The organism is Pseudomonas sp. R2-7-07 (assembly GCF_003852355.1).
Classification (GTDB): domain Bacteria; phylum Pseudomonadota; class Gammaproteobacteria; order Pseudomonadales; family Pseudomonadaceae; genus Aquipseudomonas.
In genome coordinates this window covers 982,307-1,002,520 of the sequence record NZ_CP027759.1, presented here as the reverse complement: position 1 = coordinate 1,002,520, position 20,214 = coordinate 982,307, and the positions used below count along the sequence as shown (strand labels likewise).

The 20,214-nt window shown below is 54.4% G+C and carries 20 protein-coding genes; all 20 read left to right on the top strand.

The window, feature by feature from the left end:
• Positions 1 to 40: 40 nt before the first annotated feature.
• The gene (locus C4J86_RS04345) at positions 41 to 1,198 is read left to right on the top strand and encodes a TcpQ domain-containing protein (RefSeq protein WP_124369596.1); all 1,158 of its coding nucleotides are present in this window, start codon (positions 41 to 43) and stop codon (positions 1,196 to 1,198) included.
• Positions 1,198 to 3,012, top strand: coding sequence for a PilN family type IVB pilus formation outer membrane protein (locus C4J86_RS04340; protein ID WP_124369595.1), 1,815 nt, complete (start codon positions 1,198 to 1,200; stop codon positions 3,010 to 3,012). The genes C4J86_RS04345 and C4J86_RS04340 overlap by 1 nt, the downstream gene beginning before the upstream one ends.
• Positions 3,013 to 3,015: 3 nt before the next feature.
• Positions 3,016 to 3,819, top strand: coding sequence for a type 4b pilus protein PilO2 (pilO2, locus tag C4J86_RS26975; protein ID WP_256681725.1), 804 nt, complete (start codon positions 3,016 to 3,018; stop codon positions 3,817 to 3,819).
• Entirely contained in the window at positions 3,786 to 4,346 is a 561-nt protein-coding gene (gene pilO2, locus C4J86_RS26970) for a type 4b pilus protein PilO2 (protein WP_372239255.1), read from the top strand. Before pilO2 (C4J86_RS26975) ends, pilO2 (C4J86_RS26970) begins: the two co-directional genes overlap by 34 nt.
• Positions 4,336 to 4,908: a type IV pilus biogenesis protein PilP gene (pilP, locus tag C4J86_RS04330; protein WP_124369594.1), complete on the top strand. Its 573-nt coding sequence runs from the start codon at positions 4,336 to 4,338 to the stop codon at positions 4,906 to 4,908. The genes pilO2 (C4J86_RS26970) and pilP overlap by 11 nt, the downstream gene beginning before the upstream one ends.
• Before the next feature lie 12 nt (positions 4,909 to 4,920).
• Complete coding sequence (locus C4J86_RS04325) at positions 4,921 to 6,480, top strand: GspE/PulE family protein (protein ID WP_124369593.1); 1,560 nt, start codon at positions 4,921 to 4,923, stop codon at positions 6,478 to 6,480.
• Positions 6,470 to 7,609: a type II secretion system F family protein gene (locus tag C4J86_RS04320; RefSeq protein WP_124369592.1), complete on the top strand. Its 1,140-nt coding sequence runs from the start codon at positions 6,470 to 6,472 to the stop codon at positions 7,607 to 7,609. The genes C4J86_RS04325 and C4J86_RS04320 overlap by 11 nt, the downstream gene beginning before the upstream one ends.
• A gap of 25 nt (positions 7,610 to 7,634) precedes the next feature.
• Positions 7,635 to 8,150 carry a type 4 pilus major pilin gene (locus C4J86_RS04315; protein ID WP_173667485.1) on the top strand — a complete coding sequence of 172 codons (516 nt, stop codon included), beginning with the start codon at positions 7,635 to 7,637 and terminating at the stop codon, positions 8,148 to 8,150.
• 10 nt (positions 8,151 to 8,160) lie between these two features.
• Positions 8,161 to 9,102: an ATPase, T2SS/T4P/T4SS family gene (locus C4J86_RS04310; protein WP_124369591.1), complete on the top strand. Its 942-nt coding sequence runs from the start codon at positions 8,161 to 8,163 to the stop codon at positions 9,100 to 9,102.
• Positions 9,092 to 10,408, top strand: a complete 1,317-nt coding sequence (pilV, locus tag C4J86_RS04305) for a shufflon system plasmid conjugative transfer pilus tip adhesin PilV (RefSeq protein ID WP_124369590.1) — start codon at positions 9,092 to 9,094, stop codon at positions 10,406 to 10,408. Before C4J86_RS04310 ends, pilV begins: the two co-directional genes overlap by 11 nt.
• Positions 10,409 to 10,835: 427 nt before the next feature.
• Positions 10,836 to 11,276, top strand: a complete 441-nt coding sequence (gene pilM, locus C4J86_RS04300; RefSeq protein WP_124369589.1) for a type IV pilus biogenesis protein PilM — start codon at positions 10,836 to 10,838, stop codon at positions 11,274 to 11,276.
• A 1,535-nt stretch (positions 11,277 to 12,811) separates the two neighbouring features.
• Positions 12,812 to 13,063, top strand: coding sequence for a hypothetical protein (locus C4J86_RS04290; protein WP_008437363.1), 252 nt, complete (start codon positions 12,812 to 12,814; stop codon positions 13,061 to 13,063).
• Positions 13,064 to 13,160: 97 nt separating this feature from the next.
• Positions 13,161 to 13,664, top strand: a complete 504-nt coding sequence (locus C4J86_RS04285) for an STY4534 family ICE replication protein (protein ID WP_124369587.1) — start codon at positions 13,161 to 13,163, stop codon at positions 13,662 to 13,664.
• A gap of 96 nt (positions 13,665 to 13,760) precedes the next feature.
• Positions 13,761 to 14,078 (top strand): hypothetical protein, encoded by a 318-nt coding sequence (locus C4J86_RS04280; RefSeq protein ID WP_124369586.1) that lies wholly within the window; start codon positions 13,761 to 13,763, stop codon positions 14,076 to 14,078.
• Between the two features lie 110 nt (positions 14,079 to 14,188).
• Positions 14,189 to 14,524 (top strand): hypothetical protein, encoded by a 336-nt coding sequence (locus tag C4J86_RS04275; protein WP_082236564.1) that lies wholly within the window; start codon positions 14,189 to 14,191, stop codon positions 14,522 to 14,524.
• Positions 14,525 to 14,601: 77 nt separating this feature from the next.
• Positions 14,602 to 15,207 carry a DUF3275 family protein gene (locus tag C4J86_RS04270; protein WP_124369585.1) on the top strand — a complete coding sequence of 202 codons (606 nt, stop codon included), beginning with the start codon at positions 14,602 to 14,604 and terminating at the stop codon, positions 15,205 to 15,207.
• Between the two features lie 84 nt (positions 15,208 to 15,291).
• Positions 15,292 to 15,573 (top strand): hypothetical protein, encoded by a 282-nt coding sequence (locus C4J86_RS04265; protein WP_124369584.1) that lies wholly within the window; start codon positions 15,292 to 15,294, stop codon positions 15,571 to 15,573.
• A 72-nt stretch (positions 15,574 to 15,645) separates the two neighbouring features.
• Positions 15,646 to 16,251, top strand: coding sequence for a hypothetical protein (locus tag C4J86_RS04260; protein WP_124369583.1), 606 nt, complete (start codon positions 15,646 to 15,648; stop codon positions 16,249 to 16,251).
• 15 nt (positions 16,252 to 16,266) lie between these two features.
• Entirely contained in the window at positions 16,267 to 17,724 is a 1,458-nt protein-coding gene (locus C4J86_RS04255) for a DUF6094 domain-containing protein (protein ID WP_124369582.1), read from the top strand.
• A gap of 103 nt (positions 17,725 to 17,827) precedes the next feature.
• Positions 17,828 to 20,068: a DEAD/DEAH box helicase gene (locus tag C4J86_RS04250; protein ID WP_124369581.1), complete on the top strand. Its 2,241-nt coding sequence runs from the start codon at positions 17,828 to 17,830 to the stop codon at positions 20,066 to 20,068.
• Positions 20,069 to 20,214: the final 146 nt, after the last annotated feature.

Sequence of the window (20,214 nt, the reverse complement as noted above, 5' to 3'; positions counted from 1 at the left end):
TGTCACCGTTCCCCTATCATTACAGGGGGCCTCTCGGCACATGATCAGGCACGTCACCACGCTCTCGCTGCTCGCGTTAATCGCCAGTTGCACGACCCAAACGGCGCAGACACCCAAGCCCGCATTCGACAGCAGTCGCAATCCGGACATGTTGACGCCAGACCTCTATCCTGGCGGCGCCGTTCCTGAAAAAGAACCAGTAGTGCGCTATGGCCGCTACACCCTCGTCAGCACGCTGCCAGATTCTGGCCAACGTGACCTGATGGCTCAGATTATCGACATCAGCATTCCTGCCAACATGCACCCAAATGTGCGTGAGGCCATGCAGTACGTGGTTGACCGTTCAGGTTATACGCTTTGCTCGGCAGACTCTGGCCACGTCAACATCCTTTACACCCGACCACTCCCAGCAGCCCAATATAAACTTGGCCCAATGACCCTGCGTAACACCCTGCAAGTGCTCGCAGGTCCGGCCTGGCAGGTGAAGGTCGACGAGGTCAACCGTCAGGTGTGCTACGTCCTGCGCCCTGGCTACCAGCTCCCGGACTCTCCACGTCCTACATCAACTCAGATTGCTCAGCTCAACACATCGACAGCTGCACAGCCTGTCGAAGCAAAGAGCAATAACAACGATGCGGGCAGCCAAGTAGTAGTCGCCGCCGTTCCGCAAACAGCGCCTTTCACAACAACTGCATCTTCCGCCACACCTGCGGCGAATGCTGCACCAACCAAAACCGTGGCCCCTCCTACGGTGAATACCAAGGACGGCTCTACCAAACAAACGTCTACCTTGCCGACTCCGAGTCCGGCCTCGACTACGTCCAGCAATGCCAATGCGAAGGTCGCTTCAACTCCGAAACTGATCACCGCGGCGTCTGCAGCTTCTGCAGCGCCAAAGCCGGTTGCGACGGACATAGCAGCGCCGAAGCCGCTGGCCCAGATATGGACGGCTTCAACTGGCTCAACCCTTCGTCAAACCGTCGAAGGCTGGGCTGAAAAAGCGGGCTGGAAACTGATGTGGCAGGTCGATGATTTGGATTACTCAATTGACGCTCCACTTCGATTTGAGGGCAGTTTCCAAGAAGCCATTGGGTCGATTTTCCCACTGTACGACTCGGCTCCACGGTCCTTTCTGGTCGATGTGGTCGACAGTAACTCATCACAGCGGCTGATTTTTATTACAGAGAGGAACAAATGATGACTGCTCGTCTCTGGATCAAAGGCACAGCCTTGTCATTTATGGTCGCGCTGGTGAGTTCCTGTTCGCTGCAGCGTGTAAATGAATCGGCCAGCCGAGCTGAAAATGACGCTGCGACAGCCTCCCAATACAGCCGATTTCTGAGAAATCAGCAGCAAGAGTCCGCGCGCGCGACGGTGGTGTACAGCGACAAACCATGGGTCTCCAAAAAACCGCTGGTCGCCAAGCGTGGTTTACCGCTGACCATGGATTGCGACATCACCTATCGCCCTTCGTATAACGTTGGGATCGCTGAGATCGCGCAGTACATCACTAGTGAATGTGGTGTTCCGGTCATCGTAGCCCCTGATGCAATCGACCCAAGTGTCCTTTCCAGTTCGACCCAGGGCAACTCAGGACCTGCAGTTCCACCTGGTATGGGCTCTGCCGACAACCTGGCCAACTTCATGCCCGCCGGCGTCATCGGCAATGTTCCGAGCAACGCCCGCACAATGAATTCGGTTGGGCTGACTGCGCCCAACACATTTCCCATTAAGTACAGCGGCAAGCTGTCCGGGTTGCTGAATCAAGCAACTTCCCAGTTGGGCTTAGCGTGGAATTATTCCTCCGATGATCGCAGCGTGCATGTCACTTACTTCGACACCAAGACGTTCGACGTCTGGGCATTTGGAGATGACCAAGTCATTGAAAGCACTGTGAAGTCGGGCTTGCTGACCGCCACAGGCAGCGGGAGCAGCTCCGGTGGTGGTGGTGGCGGATCTTCGTCAACAGGTGCATCGGGTGAATCAGGCAGCAACCAGAGCACCACCGTTACCATCAAAACCTCGCTGATCGGAGACATTGAAAAAAACGTCAAGGCGATGCTGAGCCAACAACCCCAAGGTCGGATGTTTCTCTCACGATCCACTGGCACCCTGACGGTAAGCGATCGACCAGAAGTACTCTCCAACGTTGCTAGATACCTGAATTCGATCAACAGCAGTATCACTCGTCAGGTTTTGTTCAATGTCAAAGTCTTCGAGGTAACTCTCACTGACACAGACCAGACTGGCCTGGACTGGACAGCTGTCTATACGTCCCTGAGCAACAAATGGGGCTTCTCCCTGAAAAATGCCACCACCGGCATAAGTACGGGCGCGGTGTCGGGCTCCCTGAGTATTTTGGACACGTCGAAGTCTCCCTGGGCTGGCTCCAACTTAATTATCAAAGCACTTTCAGAACAGGGCCGAATCTCAAACGTTCGCTCGCCGTCGGTCACCACGCTGAATCTGCAGCCGGCACCAATCCAGATCGGCAATGTGAAGAGCTATGTCGCATCTAGCTCGACAACTACAACGGCTTCCGTTGGATCGTCTACTTCGCTCACCCCCGCAACCATCACCAGTGGCTTCAACATGATGTTGCTGCCTCGAATCATCGACCAGGACAACATGCTCCTGATGATCACCCTGAGCATGAGCAGCAAACCGACGTTTACCACTTTTACGAGCAACGGCTCCAGTGTGCAGACAGCGGACTACGACACTAAGAACCTGTCGCCCAAGGTCAAATTGCGCAGCGGTCAAACCCTCGTACTGACTGGTTTTGAGGAGAACAGCGAAAACGCAACCAAGTCAGGCGTGGGGGACCCCGGGTTCTTCGGTTTGGGCGGCAGCCGTGTCCGCACCACAGGGCACAGCGTGCTCGTAGTGCTGATTACTCCTGTTGTTGATAGCGACACAGGCAGTCCCAGCGCGGTGATTTCACCTGCTGCCAACGAGCCTTGGGGCTCTTGCCCTACCCCACTGCTGCATTGCACAGGTTTCAAGGGGTAAGCCATGGTTGCGGAAACCTCAAAAAATGGACGCTCTGCTCGGGTCCAGGTACTCCAGTATCGAGGAAAATCATTTGTCACCGGTCTGCGCTGGCATCCGCTGGGCAGTGTCACCGGTCACATGAAGGAAGCGCGCCAGTACGGTCGTGAGCACCACCTCGACATTGTCGCCATTAGAAGAACACCAGCCATTATTCAGGCAGGTTTTGTAGCGCGCAGCGAGGAGGTCACAAAAGGGATGTACTCGCTCGCGGCCACCCTGGCTGGACAGCTGGGGGACTCATGGATCGCGGCCTGGAAAACTGAAAGCGAAATTGATCAGTATGCCCTCGTTGCTGTGTATCAAGGTGGCGTGATCTCTGGCTGCGACATGATCGGCACAGGTGCTGAGGTTCGCCGCCGAGTCGCGCAACAACGCAGTCGTGGCATCAATTTCGACAACGAGTACCTGCCCCCAGAGTTCGATATGGGTGGTCAACCACTGGACGTGGAAGAGCTACTTCAGCCGTCGCATCTAAAACGCGAGTACCGGCTACGGCCACTCGTCTTTGGGCTATCCAAACCCGAACTTGTGCAGCTGGCAGTTCTTGGCGTGCTGATCGCTGCCGGCATCATTGGATGGACTCAGTGGCAGAGCCATCAGGATCGGATAGCCAAAGAGGCGGCGTTCCAAGCTGAACAGCAACGCCTGGCAGAGTTGGCCAGGCTGCAAAAAGAATCCGGTATGGAGCAGCCCCCCAAGCGCTTGAACACCCCTGGGCCAAACGTCCATCTGTGGCAGATTTCTTGGAAGGTTGCAGCAACGTAATCTATCAGTTGCCTCTGTCCATTCAGGGATGGCAGTTCACGAGTGCCGTCTGCGACGGCGCACAGGTCTTGTCCTCTTATAAGCGCTCGGGCAATAGCACGGCCGACAAACTGATACAGGCGACTCAGGGTCACTTTTCTGATCGGCCGGCCTTCTTTGATGAGGGCAACTCGGCCACGTTGAAATTCGACATCTCGCTACCCGCAGCCGGTGATGAGTCTCTAAACGAAGCCATCGTGATATTGGCGAACCTGTCGTCTTGGCTGCATAGCTTCACTCAAACCCCAGTGCTGAAAGAAGTGCCGGTCGTTGTACCCATTCAACCAGCGATACCGGGCCAACCTGCTCCACCGCCGCCGCCACCGCCTCAATGGAAGCAATTCGAACTGAGCTATGCCACTGGCATTACCCCGCTGGACTCATTGTCCGGCGCACCCAGTCAGGGCTTACGGCTGCGTGAAATCACAACCAAATATGAGACCGGCCACCTTGTCTGGTCAGTAATAGGTGACCTTTATGCGAAATAAAGCGCTGTGCGTTTTGTGCTCCATCCTTGCGTTAGGGGCACCATCGAGTTGGGCAGATGAAAACACCCTATCTGGGGTGAACGTCGGCGAGCTTGCCCAGATTCAAAGCCAGACGATCTTGTTGAATGCCAAAGCCGAGAAGGCCAAGGCCGAAAGATCGATCAAGGGTGAAGACCAAAGTGCGACGACGCAGCCGTCAACTGTGTTTTTTTCTCAAGGAAACCTCACACAGCCGGCTGCAGCCTCGGGCCACAGCAGTGACACACAGTTTGATTTGCCTGTCGTGAAGGCGGTATTCGGCTCAGCAAAACGGCTCCGTGCAACCCTGCTCTACAGCAGTGGATTTGAAGTAGATGCTGATGCCTCATCTCGGGAATTACCCGGTGGCTACCGCGTGGCCATCCTCTCCGTCGAAAACGTGACCCTCGAACGTGATGGTAAGCGCTACCCCCTCGGCTTCTCCAGTATGCCCCCGGTCAGCTTGAGCAACGTCAACAGTCCAGCCCCCGGCATTACCCCATCAGCACCTATGCCGCCTGGTCTGATCCCTGGCCAACGTTGATAGAGAAGTTCGATGACGATCCTGACTGAAAAACCAGATGTCATAGAGCCTGACAGTGATGAGTCTGCTGCAGTCCTACTGACGTCGCACCAAACACTGCTGACGGCCCCTGGTGGACCGTTTGAGCTGAAACCCGAGCTGCGTCAACTGTGTGCGCTGACCAGCGACGGGATTTTGTATGTGTCTGCCCAACACCAAACGGATGCCTATGTCATGGCATTCGAGGACCAGCTGGAACACGAAAATCACCACTTTGAGGTCAAGGTCTGCTCAATGAGCACGATCAAGGCACTCTACCGCGCAAATGATGATGCAAACGGTAAAGCGCTGTCGGCGACTGAGACGAAGCGCCAAGCCCAGGTGGTGCAGCTTTTAGGAGAAGCCCACCGGCGCAATGCAAGCGACGTCCACTTTGTCGTAGGTCACGATATCACTCGAATCTTCTTTCGCATCCACGGGCTCTTGTGGGAGGCAGAGCAGCATCAGAGTCAGGTGGGCATGGAGCTCTGCTCATCCCTCTACAACAGCATGTGCGATGTCGCGAAAGATCACTACCAGCCGCAGGTGAGCCAGGACGCCAGGGTGAAACGCGCCTATGTCGACCAGCTCGGTTTGTTCGGTGCCCGAGTCGCCACTCGGCCGCTCGTAGATGGCCCCCTAATGGTTTTGCGTCTGCTGTATGACGACAAAACCAAAATGACGCTTAGTGATCTCGGTTTTCTGACGCAGCAAATTGATGCATTCAGCCGCATCCGCAGCTTGCCTTATGGGGTGAACCTGATCACTGGTCCCACCGGTTCAGGTAAATCGAAGTCGCTGCAGGTAAACCTGAACCTCTTGCATGAAGAGTGCGGTGGAACAAAACACATTCTGACGATGGAAGATCCACCTGAATATCCACTCCTCGCCAATCAGTCACCGCTGGGCGCCGGTGAAACCTGGAATGACGGTATTACCAATTCCATGCGGCTCGACCCTGACATTCTCATGTATGGGGAGATCCGGGACCTTGCATCAGCACAAGCGGCTTTCCGCGGCGGTATGACTGGTCACCTGGTGCTGACGACATTGCACACCAACAACGCTGTAGCAGCTCTTCAGCGACTGATCGACATGGGTGTAGACCGACACCTGGTTACTGATCCTGCATTGATGACAAGCGTGGTCAACCAATCCCTCTTGCCTGTGCTGTGTTCCCACTGCCGCGTACCCGCACGCGAGCATCTCGGGCAGCTAAACAGCGCGCTGGTGCAGCGCTTGCGCGATCTGGAAGCGATTGATGAGACCTACCTCAAAGGATCTGGATGCCCGCACTGCAAGGGCTTGGGCATCACCGGTCGCACAGTGGTTGCGGAAACTCTGCTCACCGACCTTGAGTTCATGCGCGTTTTCAATGGGCAGGGTGCAAGTGCGGCACGTCGCCACTGGGTCAAGGAAATGGGCGGTATTACCAAAACCGCACACACGATCATCAAACTGAAACAAGGCTTAGTAGACCCCCGCCACGCCGAAATGACGGTGGGGCCTTTGGACTTTGACCGGCAGATCCTGGAGCTCACTCATGCTGAGTGACGTCAGAGCGATGCTGAATCGTTGGGCAGAGACCTTCTATGCCAAGCAGTTCGGCAAAAACGAAAGAATCCAGTTCTACGAGAGCCTGATGGGCATCCTTGAGGACGGTGTGTCGCTTGAGGACGCGCTGCATACGGTGGCAAGAGCGTTCAGCGATAACGGCCAGAAGCTACATCCGGTATCCCTTGCATGCAGGGATATCGCGCAATCGGTGAAAGGCGGGAAATCCCTGAGCATTTCCTGCGAAGGCTGGGTTCCCTATGACGAGAACTCTCTGATCGCTTCCGGGGAAGACACCGGCAACCTGGTGCAGGCATTTCGGGACTGCGTGAGGATCATCGAAGTACGTCAGCGAATTAGCAAACTCGTGGCATCAGCCACAGTTTTCCCCTCCGTGGTGTGGAGCGTTATGGCGGCGTTGCTGTATGTGATTGCAGTGTGGATGGTGCCCTCCATGACACGACGCTCCAACCCCGAGGCGTGGACCGGTGTGCCGGCCTTCCTCTACGCCCTATCGAATTTCGTGACCCACTACGGACTTGTAACGCTGATAACTGTGATCGTCTTCATCCTCATATCGATCGTCACTCTACCCGTCTTTTGCGGACTTCAGATTACGGCCGCCAGCCCTTCGTGGAAGCTGCAGTTGAACAAGCTGCTCCAGATCCTGCGAGTCCGTGCTGAGAGGCTCCCGCCTTGGTCAGTCTACAAGGCACTCCACGGTTCGATCTTTCTGCTCAACATGGCTGTGATGCTGCGCTCCGGCATCAACCAACTCGATGCGTTGACCTCCCTTCAACGCAATGCCTCCCCGTGGTTGAAAGAGCGCCTGAGCGCCATTCATTACGGAGTGAGCGCCGGCAAAAACTTCGGTACTGCATTGAAGCTTGCGGGTCATCAATTCCCAGACCCCATGGCGATGCATTTTCTGGAAGTGCTCGCCACCCGCAAAGGCTTCGCCGAGTCGATGGAACGGTTTTCAAACCGGTGGCTGGAGCAAACGCTTCAGCGCGTCGAAGCCATCGCCAAATCTCTTATCGGCATGTCCTCCATGGCCATGGGGGTCATGATGATTCTGGTAGTGATCGGGATCTTCCAGTTGGCCGGCAATGTGACTGCAACGCTTTAAATCAAACCTAAATGAGGTACTGGAAATGCCAACAAACACTCCAAACAACCAACGCGGATTTCTCTCCCTGGACGGGATGTTCTGGTTGATGCTGATCGCGGTGGCACTTGGTTTCATCGTGTTCATGGGCTACAGAACGTTCGGCAGCTCGGACGTCACCATTGAACAGAGCAATCTCGGCACGTTGCTGAGCAATACCAAACGACTGAAAAGCACCACGGGTTACGCCACGGCAGGCACCAACTTGGCGCCTTCTTTGATCAACCTCGAGGCAACTGGCGGCATGAGCATCAACGGTAATGCCCTGTCCAACCGCTGGAACGGCGCAGTGACCGTGATGAGCAACGGCATGACCTTCACCATCACAGAATCCAACCTTCCGAAAAATGCCTGCATCACCCTTGCCTCGAACATGGCCAAGGACAAACAGACAACAACGGCGATCAATGGCGGCACTGCAATTGCCGGCGAAATCACTGCGGTGGCAGCTGCGACCAGCTGCTCCTCGGACGCCAATACCATCGCTTGGACTTCGTACTAAGGAACTCAGTGTGAGCGTGATCTCTGATGCTGAATTCGTCGACCTGTACCTCGGCGATGGATTTGCCGACGCCAAAGGTCTCCCTGGGCAGGCACGAAGGGTTGAAGCGCCCGCCGAATGGCGGTCAGACCTTGAGCGCTTACGGGCGCAGTGCGAGGAAAAGCACAAGGCAACCCAGGATCCAGAGTTCGCCCTAATTGAAGATGGCGTCGTCCTTCGTGTAACCCAGTTGCTGGATTTGAATGGCAAGCCTGTGTTTGTCGTAAGCAAATCCTCAGTCCAGATCCGTCCATTGGACATGCTGGGTCTGCCCGACTATCTGCAGGACGCGTTGATGAGCGACACGGTTCGCGGCCTGATATTCATTTGTGGGGAAATGGGCACAGGGAAAACCTCCAGTGCTGCATCACTGGTGAAAGCTCGCCTTGAGGCCTGGGGAGGCATTTGTGTGGCTGTCGAGGATCCTCCAGAACCGTTTTTGAATGGTCGGCATGGTAGTGGGCGCTGCATTCAAGTTCCGGTCTCTCGCCGGATGGGGGGATACGAGGAAGCGTTGATTCTAGCGCTGCGCACAAGAGCGGATTTCCTGTTCGTGGGAGAAATTCGCGACAGCTCGACAGCAGCACAAGTAATTCAAGCCTCGATCAATGGCCATCTCATCATCAGCACAGGTCATGCGGGCAGCGTTACTCAAGGCATTGAGCGTATATCAGCCCTGGCTCAGCCGTTACTCAATAACGCCCGAGAGCTGCTCTCCAAGGGGTTAGTGGCCGTTCTTCACCAGTCCTTATCAAGCGGCAACGAAGGGAGTCGTCGATTAACCCTGCAGAGCCTGCTTTTCACGGGCGATGACGGACCGGGCATCCGAGAGAAAGTCCATGCAGGAAAGATCACGATGCTCGATCACGACATCGCTCACCAATCATCAAGGAGTCTCTGGAATGACCAGTAGGAACAAGCAGCGGGGCTTCTTGAGCTTGGACATGGCGATCGGATTGGCCGTTTTCTCCGTTGTCGTCACTTTGGCGATCGCATGGCAAATCAAGCAGATGGACTCTCAGGACTATCGAATTGCTGCTGATCAACAGAGAACCATTTCAGAGGCATTGGCCAAATATCTGAAGGATAACTACAGCGTGGTGCTGGCCAACGCAGCAGCAACCGTACCGGTGCAAATAACCGTTCCGATGCTCGTCAACACCAACTACCTTCCTGCAGGTTTTAGCCCCACGAACGCCTTTGGGCAGACCATTCTCGGCCTCGCCCGGAAACCCAACCCTAATCAACTGGAAGTGATTGTGGTTACTAGTGGTGGGCAGACGATTCCTGAAATGGGTATCCGAACCATCGCTGAAAATCTCGGAGGACCTGGTGGCTTCATCTCTTCAGCCAACCCGAACATCGTCCAGGGCGTGCGGGGTGGATGGCAGGTAGCACTAAGTAACTATGCTATAGCTCCTGGCCCAGGACATACAGCTAGCGCACTTTTCCTTATGGATGGTGCGTTGGCTAATGACTATCTATATCGAAACGCAGTGCCAAACCATCCAGAATTCAACACGATGAATACTGATATCACGATGGGTAACCACAATATTAACAACGCAGGAAATATCACAGCCTCAGGCAACATAACAGCTAATGCCGACATTACAGCTCGAAACGTCATCGCCACAGCCAATGTAAATGCCGCTACTGCAACCATTACCGGTGATACCAGCACAGGTGGTTGGTTCAGAACACGTGGTGACACAGGCTGGTACAGCGAAAAATGGGGAGGCGGGTTTTATCAAAACAGCCCCAACTGGGTCCAAGTTTATAACGACAAAAACTTTTCAACCGGTGGTGAACTATGGGGTGGAAAGATAACCTCGACTGGCAAGATAACGGCCTATGATCGCATTCAGACAAATGAATATTTGTCCCTGGGAGGCATAGCTACCGAGGGGCAACAGTGTAGTGACCGAACCCTTCTTGCAAAAAGCGCCGCGGGAATAACGTTGTCCTGCGAACAAGGCTTATGGAAAAGACCAGGGGGGTGGGAATTCCAGCTGATCCAGGGCACCTGCCAGGCGCCTGCCAGAGGCAGTGTGACCTGCTCCCTTGGCGACACCACATGGAAATCATGCTCTTTAACTGGCGCTTTTGGCATCGGAGATAGCGAGACAGGCTACATCTTCAGAAATGCCAGTGGGTGGTTTCTCTCCACTTCTCGACTTTCCTGGCCAGGTCTTTTCTATTGGAGCTGCTTCAAATAAAGCAGCCGCTTAAAAAATTAAGAAACGCTATTTTTGTATGTTTATGGGGATTATTGCAGTGCAGACGCTTGAGAATGACGTTGAGTATAGTGCTGGAGAATTACAGACCTGGCTAAGCACCCGAAGCAGGATATGCTCAACTGTGCTATGGCGTCGCGCGCTAGAAGGAAAAGAAGTATTCGAGGTCGGTGATTTCACATACAGATTACACCCAACACCCTCTGGTCGTTATTTAGTAAAGAAGATCACCACTATGGAATTAATCAACCCAAAACCTAAATCAATGAGCATCAAGCGCGCCGCTAAGTGGACTGTGATTGCGCTTGGCCTCGCGGGAATTTGCTTAACATTGATTGCCCTTTCGAAATAGTTTTGTTAGAGGCACGTAGGTGGTAACAACCACCGTTCTGCAGATGGAGCTCATGTCATGACAATGCAATGGCTCGTTTTGATGGTGGTGCTCATTGCCTCCAGTATATTCATGGAGAACCAACATCAGGACCAACGTATATCCGACTACGCGACCCTCGACTCGCTGGGTCGCGGCTTTCTGGTGTACCGATCTGCAGCAACCGAATTTGCTCAGTCCAACCCGGGCTTCAGTGGAATACCGAACGATTCTGCGCTCAACTTACCTGGGTGGTTTGTCAAACCTATGGGCATAGGTTCTTACATCACAGCCGGAACGGCTTATACCTATTTTGATGGGGTTGCACCGTCAGGCTTGGCCTCGGTGCTGGTAGATCTGACAAAGACAACTACAGTTGGTGTAAAGCGTTCAGGGATGCTGATTTCACAGATATCTGGGACGACTGCTATAGCGATTCCTCCCCCCGTGCCCGAGGGTGCGATTGTCGCCATCAATTAGTCTGGAGTAGAGCGACTTTGAAAGGCACTGGGTTGCATAAGCTCCGGCCTATCAACATAATGCTCGCAACAACGTTTCCACCCCGTTGGCTACTGGCGGTCATCAGTAGCGCCCGGTGATACGGCTTGCCTTATCACCAACCCCAAAGCACGCATAGCTCCGGGAAGGGCGTGCGGACCTGGTTCAGAGCTCTCCCTGTGTCTCCCTGTTCAAGCCAGACACGCAGCCGTCTAACTCGTGAATTGCGAGTTCAAAGGCACATAGGGCTCTGTTGAGGTTCGAAGCACCGTAGTCTTAGGGCCACACTGGTGTTGTGGCCCACACTTTTTAAAGCTTACACAATAGGTAGCCTGATCATCTTGCAAAGGATGATCAGGCTACCTATTGGTAGCTGCTTTTCCTTGCCGGTGGCCCGCCGGCGAAACGCAGGGCTCCCTTTGTGCGCGGATGCGTGCCTTATGTTTGCTGGCCTCAGCCACGATAATCGGCCAGGTGTAGGAAGTGAGACGTTCAGATCACAGCCCAGGGATCGATAACGCCTTCATCCCACACAGGTGGTATTTTTTTCTGAAAGACGCTTCTTACTACATCCGAGAGTGACTGTTGACCCAGCTACTCTCGGTAGCTTCTCCTGTCGACATGAACCTGCTTCGCCCTCCCCGAAATTTCCCTCCCCGCTTGACACATCACCCTCTCCCCTTCGATGATATGAACGTGCTTTGCTGACGTCGTCAGCATCATGCCCAGGCAGTCAGGATCTTGAAGACTGCGACACGATTTTCGTGTCAGATCCGCCCAAGGCCGCTGAGCTTCTGGTAGCGCGGTCGGTCGACAATCGTCGATAGAAGCACCTTATGCAACTCACCTCGCGGGGAATCACTTCCCCGACAGGGTCAGTGGGTTCTCCGCATTCAACCTGCAGGAGAATCACCATGTCCAAACTTGCTTATGGCTTCGGTTTCGCGGTTGGCACCATCACGCGTCAGTTTCTGCGTGCGGTGAAGAAAACCAGCGCTGCACCCATAGCTATCCATACCAAAGCAGCTCCGTTGCTTCCACCGCCTTGCGTACCTGAGCGTCTCGTACGTGAGATGGATCATGTACCGGCAATAACTCGCAAAGGTGTCGACCTGAACCTTTGGTACGCGGCTAACACTCGAGTGGTCGAAAAGCCTGCTCGGAAATCGCGTAAGAAGCCAGCTGCACGCTCGTTGGCGCCAGCAACTTGCTAAGTCTGCGCCCTTCGCCTCTGTAGGGAGCCTTCCCAACGGGAAGGTTTCCTTAGAGTATTCACAGTAGGGGCTTGACAAGCGACAATCGTATTTCCATGATCTACACATGTATCGCTGACGTTGTCAGCAACATGCCCAAGTAGTCTGGATCCGCAAGACTACGATGCGGTTTTCCGCATTGATCCATTCCCAAGATCGCCATAGCTTCCGGTAGCGCGATCAGTCGACTTAGTCGATGGAAGCACCTTTCCCACCCATGACGGGCCTACCCGTCAGGGCAGGCCTCTCACTTTTGGAGGTCTGATGAAAACTGAACTGGCTCTCTACCAGGCGTTGATTTCTATTAACGTCCCGGAACAGAAGGCAAATGCTGTTATTGAAGCTTTGGAGACCGACATGCTTTCACGTTTGGCTACCAAGGCAGATTTAACTGCTCTTGCTGCAGAGTTCAAATCTGAGATTTCACAGCTTGAAGTCAAGCTCACCATTCGCATGGGCGTCATGTTGTCTGCAGCTGTCGGTGTAATGATTGCTGCAATGAAGCTGATGCATTAAACAACCTTAAACTCCACCCACCCTCGCGGGGAATACTTTTCCCCCCTAGGGCGAAGTGTTTCTCCGCTTTCTGTTATTTCGAAACTGGAGAATCACCATGAGCACTAATCAATCCAACGAAGCAAAATTCTTCGACCTTCACACCACTGGTATCGGTTATCTCAACCGTATCCGTGAAGTGAAACCTCGCGGCAAAGGTAAGCCATTCATGGCAGTTACCGTTGCGGCACTGCGCGGCTCGATGGATGATGCCGAGTATTCCTATATCGACTGCAACGTGGTCGGCGCTGAAGCTGAAAAGCTGATTCGTCGCAGCCAAGCAGCCGTTGAAGCCGGAAAGAAGGTCCTTGTGAGCTTCCGAATCGGTGATATCTGGACCGACGCATTTACCTACGAAAAAGGCGATAAAAAAGGTCAACCTGGAGCAAGCCTCAAGGGACGCCTGTTGTTTATCGGCTGGATCAAGGTGGATGGGGTAACTGTCTATGAAGCCAAACCGAAAGACTCTGCTGAGCCCCTTCCTGCCCAGGATGGTGCTGCTGGAGATGATTCGGATGACGCCCATGGACAACCAGAACCTGAACAACGTCAATCTGCATGATTGAAATCATGGCGCCCCCTGGGCGCCTTTCAATATTCGTACCGAAGGGAACGCCTCCCTTCGGGATTGGTGATTTCCGAACTCTGGAGATAAACCATGATGATGAATCCTCAACGACTGCCGCTGCTGACCGAAATTGGTCTTTTAGCTGCTCAAGCTAGTGTTTACAGCGAGCTGGATAAACTACTTCCGAGCAACCCGGCGCTCGATCCCGATGACGACCCGCGCTACACCCTTACTTCTGACCTTTGGTTAGAAGTTCTGGATGGCGTTATCTCATTGGCAAAGATGGACCATCGAGATGAATTCACTCCCAAAAACAGCCCACTGTTATCGGAGTACGGACTTCTCAAGGAATATCGAAGAGCTCGTTGGGAGTTGGAAGATGAGATCAACCACCCCGAGTATTACTAAATCGCCAACTGGCATTAGCTGACTCTCACACTGACTCTACAACAGCATAACCACCCAACGGGAAACCATCTCCCGAACGGGCCAGGTGGTTTTCGCACCTGGAGATAAACATGCAAACCACCACTAACCTCGTGTCGTCTGACCTGCTCAAGCTCCCGGTCGTTTTAACACCCCGGGCCTGGCAGGAAGCGGTGCATATTGAAAACCCACAGGATGCAAGTGTTGTCAGTGAGCGACTGGGCGATGTTGTCCTGGAGGCCTATCGAGAACTGCATTTGCAACCTGACAGCACACAGATCCATTTCGGCCTCTATCGTTTATTGCCTGCCGGCAATAACACCGATCGAGTCTGGCTGGACCTAAAACTTGACCGCATAGAATCACCGCCAGGCGTTTTCTATCTGTACATCTCACTCAAGGAAGAAACTCATACTTCTTGCCCATAATCCTTCGACATTCACAGCAATACCCAAAGCCCGACATCTGTCGGGCTTTTTTCATTCGTAGCAGTGTGGAGCTGCCCATGATCAACATCCCCGGCCAACTGGCCATCCGTACCATCAGTGGCCGCAATGGCGAATTCAACGTCGGACGGCTCTCGACCTCTATCGGTGAGTTCGTGATCAAAGACGCACTCCTTGATCAGTACGATGAAGGAAAATACCGAGGCGACTTTCTGATAACGGAGATCCGTCCTTCGTATTACTCCACAGCAGGTCGCCTGGTCGTTGAGATCCGTGCAAAGCTGGAAAGCATGAGCCTCGACGACGTGGACAATCTGACACCAGAAGACGCCGCCAGGCTCTCGCCAAACGAGCCTGACCCTATGGATGAAGAGTCTTCCTCCAACCTCTCCAAGCCAGTGCAGCGGAATAATCCGCCCGCAGTACCGGCCTCCAATAAACAGGTATCAAAAGAGGAAGCCCCGTTTGGGATGACCCCGACCGGCGGAACCAACGACCTCGAGGCAGATGCCGAGTTGTTCGGCACAATCTGGCCTCTAAGCGATACAGTCAGGCTGGACACAACTGTTGATCGTCAGCAACTACGCCAACAGTGCAGTCGGCTCTCTGAGCTCGGCTATGTACACAACTTCAAACTGCAGGTATGGAATATCTCCAATACCTGACGAAGCCCGCGATACGCCAAGCCAATCGGCATAACCCATGAGGGGCTCCCTCCTGGGCGCTCCTCGACTCAGCAGGAGCAGCACATGAATCCAATCTTCAATAACCTGACCCAAGAAATCCTTGAAAACATCGAAGATCAGCTCGCCAATAACGAGGTGTCGACGAATGAGGAGCTTTGGGACTTCTTCGTAGAGGAGCTCGAAATGACGGCAGAACAAGCCGATGCCGCCGTTGCCCTTCGCCCCAAATACCTGGGGCAAATTTTTCTCACTGGGCACAGCCCTCTATTTCAAGACGAGACGGTCTCGTTTGACCCGAACGATAAAACGTTCAAATCGGACAACCTGCTGTTTCCCAAGCAATAACACTTACTGCTAACACCCCCGAGGGGCTCACCGCCCCTCCGGGCGGGTTCCCCCTCCATTATGGAGGTTCCCATGCCCAGCCCTACCCCGCTCTTCCCAATCGAGGAGTGCAATGATCTTTTCGTCGACGCTTGCGCGTGTGACGAACAACGCAACCTGGTGTTCCTCTCTGCATGGGGTCGAGACACGGCGCTGCAGGAGTTCCTGGCCAGGCTGACCCTCGGCACGACAGAAGATGGTCTAAGCCAGTTTCACATCGTTGTAGATGGCCAAAGTCTTCCTGTTTTCCCCAACATCGATCTGTTGGAGAAGCGCACCACGCGACAAATGCGCGGTACGTTATTCGGCAGCTTGATTCACCTCTGGTTGTTTGACCGACGCTGCGTACAGCCGGATCGGGCCAACCACTTCGCCTACGCCCTTCTTGAGAACGGGCAGTCACCTCATCAACGGCTTTGGCCGTTGATACAGGACACCTGTCCATTACCGCTACTGCCTCATTGGCAGGAGCAGGTAATGGGGTTGCTCACCCAACACGACATGCTGCAGCTGTTACCTGGAACGTCCGGTGCTGTTGCGGCATGGCGTTTGTCGTTGCAACTCGACGTTCTCGAAACAGCCCTAGGCGAGCTCATTCGCCAGGGGCAGCTCTCAACCCACGCTCAGTTTGAGCATTGACCCAGGAGCCTCAACATGGCTTTGATGTTCCCACGATTGGCGCGCAACTTCGCTCGCAATGGCTACTACCCCACTGACGAAACGACGCTGGAACTCACCCTACAAGCGTTGGCACCATCCCCAAGCGGGAAGATGCGGATCTTCGATCCCTGTGCAGGTGAAGGCGTTGCCTTAGCTGAAGCTGCTCATGCACTCGGGCGTGACCGCGTTGAGACCTATGCAGTCGAGTATGACCAGGAGCGTGCCAAACACAGCAAGACACTGCTGGATTGCGTGCTGCACAGCGACTTGATGGACACCATGATCAGCCGCCAGGCCTTCGGCTTGCTCTGGCTCAACCCGCCCTACGGTGACCTGGTCGCTGACCATGCAGGTGCATCTCAGTACCAAGGTAACGGCCGTCGGCGCCTGGAGAAGTTGTTCTATCAACGGACGCTACCACTGCTGCAGTACGGGGGAGTCTTGGTGCTGATTGTTCCGCACTACGTGCTGGACGATGAGCTGTGTGGTTGGCTATGCAATCACTTTACTGAACTGCGGATCTACAAAGCCGCTGATCCAACCTTTAAACAGGTAGTGATCTTCGGTATACGAATCCGCCGGCAGGACCTCGCTCGAGCGCAAGAGGTCAAAAACGTACGCGCACGCCTTCAGGCGATCGGTGCCGGCACATTGAGCGCGGAAGCGTTACCAACCAGTTGGCCATGGGAGCCCTACAGGGTTCTCCCGGCATCCAACGAGCTGGAACACTTCTACCGTATCAGCCTTGAACCTGAACAGCTCAGCGAAGAAATCAAAAGACTTCGTGGCATGTGGCCTGACTTCACACTGCACTTTGGTCAAAGCGGCGCTCAGCCACGACCTCCCGTGAGGGAGCTGTCGCGCTGGCACTTGGCGTTGGCATTGGCTGCCGGTGCAATTTCCGGCGTAGTGAAATCCAAAACCGGCCGAGTATTGGTGCTCAAAGGCGATACCTACAAAGATAAGGTCCGCAAGACCGAGTTCACCGAGGATCAGGACGGCAACGTGTCCGAGGTAAGGATCCTGACTGATCGTTTTGTGCCCATCATTCGGGCATGGGACATGACGCCAGGCTCTGCCAACGAAGGCCGCGTGATCACCATCAGTTCATCGGCGGATACGCCGCATGAACCTGATGAGGCGCTGACACAACCAACACTGACCCCACCACCACGAGTGACATTTGAACCTGGCCGCTTAGTGCTGACCCAGTCAGTGCACCACCTGGTGGAGCATGGACAACTCGATCCAAGCACTTACTTGCGACGGCATTTCTCCGGTGACTGGGGGGAACTGCCCAATGAAGACTGGAGCAGTAACCAACAGGCTCTGACCTCCGGGGATCGATTGTTCTCCTGTTATGACATATGCGCCGGCGATGAGACCCGGCTCTGGATCATCACCGAAGCTGACCGCAGTTCAACAACCGTGTTGCTGCCATCGGACTACTGACCCACCACGCCACTTGGCCATCCGTTAACCAACCCGCAGGGTATTCACCATACCCGTCGGGGTGTCGTGCATGCCCTGTTTCGTTCCTATTGGAGAAACACTCATGAACGACCTATCCAAAGTCTCTGTATCGCCCTTGGCCATCGGCCTGACTGAGTTCATCGACGAATTCGGTGATGAATTACTGGACTCCCTCAACCGCTCTAACCCACCGGTCTATTCCGGCAACCTCAACGAAGCCCATCAACGGGTTATGAGCGAACTCAAACGCCAGCCTTTCCCTGCTCAAGCTGACGTAGTGCAGGCCGTTGCGGCTTTATTGCTAGACCGGAACGAGCAGGCTGCCGTTATCAATGCAGAAATGGGCACTGGGAAAACCATGATGGCCATCGCAGTAGCGGCTGTCATGCACAGTGCGGGCTACCGCCGCACTTTGGTTGTTTCTCCTCCACACCTGGTCTACAAATGGCGACGGGAGATACTCGAAACCATCCCAGACGCACGCGTGTGGGTTCTCAACGGACCCGATACGCTGGTTAAGCTGATCAAGCTACGTGACCAACTGGGGGATCCTTACGATGGCCGCAAAGAGTTCTTCATTCTCGGACGCGTGCGAATGCGCATGGGGTATCACTGGCGTACGGTATGTTGGCCACGTCGTGCCAGCGGCGGATACAACTTCGCAGGATGCCCCGACTGCGGACGCCTTCTGGAGGACTTAGAAGGCAACCGGGTCACTGTCGAAGAGTTTCACCGAGAGGAACGCCGTCGGAGCTGCCCTCATTGCCAAGGACAACTCTGGACGCTGATGCGCCCGGGCAAAGCCGAAAACGGAACTCGTCGTGCGACCATACTAAAATCGATGTGTCGGATTCCGACTATCGGTCCAGTACGTGCGGACCGATTGCTGAATGACTTCGGGGAGGACTTCCTCGCCTCTATGCTGATCGACAACGTTAGCGAATTCATCAACCTGATGGACGCCCAAGGCAATTTCATCTTCAGCGACCGCCAAGCCAAACGCATGGAGCGCGCCATGGCCAACATTGAGTTTGGCTTTGGCGAGGGCGGTTACCAACCCACCGAGTTCATCAAGCGCTACCTACCAGACGGATATTTCGACCTGCTGGTGGTGGACGAAGGACATGAATACAAAAACAGTGGCTCGGCCCAGGGCCAAGCCATGGGTGTATTGGCAGCGAAAGCACGTAAAACCGTGCTGCTGACCGGCACCCTCATGGGTGGCTATGCCGATGATCTGTTCTACCTCCTGTTCCGAATACTTACCCGGCGAATGATCGAGGACGGTTACAAACCAAACGCGCGCGGAAGTATGGCTCCGGCCGCGATGTCATTCATGCGCGACCACGGCGTATTGAAGGACATTTACACCGAGCGGGACAACGTGTCACACAAAACAGCCAAGGGAAAAAAACTCTCGGTGCGCACGGTGAAAGCCCCAGGCTTCGGCCCAAAAGGCATTCACCGCTTTGTGTTGCCGTTCACCGTGTTTCTGAAACTCAAAGATATCGGTGGCAACGTCTTGCCGACGTACCAGGAGGAATTTATCGACATCAGCATGTCTACAGAACAAGCGTCGGTGTATCAGCAGCTGGCAGGAAAACTGACGCAGGAACTTCGCCAGGCACTGGCCCGTCGAGACACTACCTTGCTAGGGGTAGTGCTCAACGTGCTGTTGGCATGGCCTGACTGCTGCTTTCGACCGGAGATCGTTAAGCACCCTCGTAGCAAAGATACCTTGGCGTTCGTTCCCTCGGTCTTTGCAGATGAACAAATAATGCCGAAGGAGAAAGCACTGCTCGACCTCTGCCTCACGGAAAAAGCCAAAGGCCGAAAGGTTCTGGCTTATACCGTGTACAGCGGCACTCGTGACACCACCTCTCGCCTGAAACGACTGCTGGAGCAATCTTGTTTGAAAGTAGCGGTCCTGAGGGCGTCAGTAGATACCGCCAGGCGCGAGGATTGGATCCTCGACCAGGTAGACAGAGGTGTCGACGTACTGATCACTAACCCGGAGCTGGTCAAGACCGGGTTGGATTTGCTCGATTTTCCGACCATTGCGTTCCTGCAGACGGGGTACAACGTATACACCTTGCAACAGGCAGCTCGACGGTCATGGCGGATTGGGCAAAAGCAGCCGGTGCGGGTTGTTTTTTTTGGCTATGCCGGCAGCTCTCAGATTACTTGCCTGCAGTTGATGGCCAAGAAAATCGCCGTGGCTCAAAGCACGTCGGGAGATGTGCCAGATTCTGGTCTCGACTCGCTGAACCAAGATGGTGATTCAGTTGAAATGACACTTGCAAGGCAGCTCATTGCTTCATAGTTTGACGGCCACCTTCGGGTGGCCATTTTTTTATAACGATCCCAATTTACCAGCAACCAACTCGACACTTCAAAAACCATGCGTCCTGGAAAACCTATTTCCTGATGCACCTAAGAGACCGGTTTGAGAGGGTGTATTCGCTTTTG

Excerpts from the sequence above, each read along its gene's own strand:
- C4J86_RS04345 (WP_124369596.1), top strand. The coding sequence starts at position 41 with ATGATCAGGCACGTCACCACGCTCTCGCTGCTCGCGTTAATCGCCAGT.
- C4J86_RS04340 (WP_124369595.1), top strand. The coding sequence starts at position 1,198 with ATGACTGCTCGTCTCTGGATCAAAGGCACAGCCTTGTCATTTATGGTC.
- pilO2 (WP_256681725.1), top strand. The coding sequence starts at position 3,016 with ATGGTTGCGGAAACCTCAAAAAATGGACGCTCTGCTCGGGTCCAGGTA.
- pilP (WP_124369594.1), top strand. The coding sequence starts at position 4,336 with ATGCGAAATAAAGCGCTGTGCGTTTTGTGCTCCATCCTTGCGTTAGGG.
- C4J86_RS04325 (WP_124369593.1), top strand. The coding sequence starts at position 4,921 with ATGACGATCCTGACTGAAAAACCAGATGTCATAGAGCCTGACAGTGAT.
- C4J86_RS04320 (WP_124369592.1), top strand. The coding sequence starts at position 6,470 with ATGCTGAGTGACGTCAGAGCGATGCTGAATCGTTGGGCAGAGACCTTC.
- C4J86_RS04315 (WP_173667485.1), top strand. The coding sequence starts at position 7,635 with ATGCCAACAAACACTCCAAACAACCAACGCGGATTTCTCTCCCTGGAC.
- pilV (WP_124369590.1), top strand. The coding sequence starts at position 9,092 with ATGACCAGTAGGAACAAGCAGCGGGGCTTCTTGAGCTTGGACATGGCG.
- pilM (WP_124369589.1), top strand. The coding sequence starts at position 10,836 with ATGACAATGCAATGGCTCGTTTTGATGGTGGTGCTCATTGCCTCCAGT.
- C4J86_RS04290 (WP_008437363.1), top strand. The coding sequence starts at position 12,812 with ATGAAAACTGAACTGGCTCTCTACCAGGCGTTGATTTCTATTAACGTC.
- C4J86_RS04285 (WP_124369587.1), top strand. The coding sequence starts at position 13,161 with ATGAGCACTAATCAATCCAACGAAGCAAAATTCTTCGACCTTCACACC.
- C4J86_RS04280 (WP_124369586.1), top strand. The coding sequence starts at position 13,761 with ATGATGATGAATCCTCAACGACTGCCGCTGCTGACCGAAATTGGTCTT.
- C4J86_RS04275 (WP_082236564.1), top strand. The coding sequence starts at position 14,189 with ATGCAAACCACCACTAACCTCGTGTCGTCTGACCTGCTCAAGCTCCCG.
- C4J86_RS04270 (WP_124369585.1), top strand. The coding sequence starts at position 14,602 with ATGATCAACATCCCCGGCCAACTGGCCATCCGTACCATCAGTGGCCGC.
- C4J86_RS04265 (WP_124369584.1), top strand. The coding sequence starts at position 15,292 with ATGAATCCAATCTTCAATAACCTGACCCAAGAAATCCTTGAAAACATC.
- C4J86_RS04260 (WP_124369583.1), top strand. The coding sequence starts at position 15,646 with ATGCCCAGCCCTACCCCGCTCTTCCCAATCGAGGAGTGCAATGATCTT.
- C4J86_RS04255 (WP_124369582.1), top strand. The coding sequence starts at position 16,267 with ATGGCTTTGATGTTCCCACGATTGGCGCGCAACTTCGCTCGCAATGGC.
- C4J86_RS04250 (WP_124369581.1), top strand. The coding sequence starts at position 17,828 with ATGAACGACCTATCCAAAGTCTCTGTATCGCCCTTGGCCATCGGCCTG.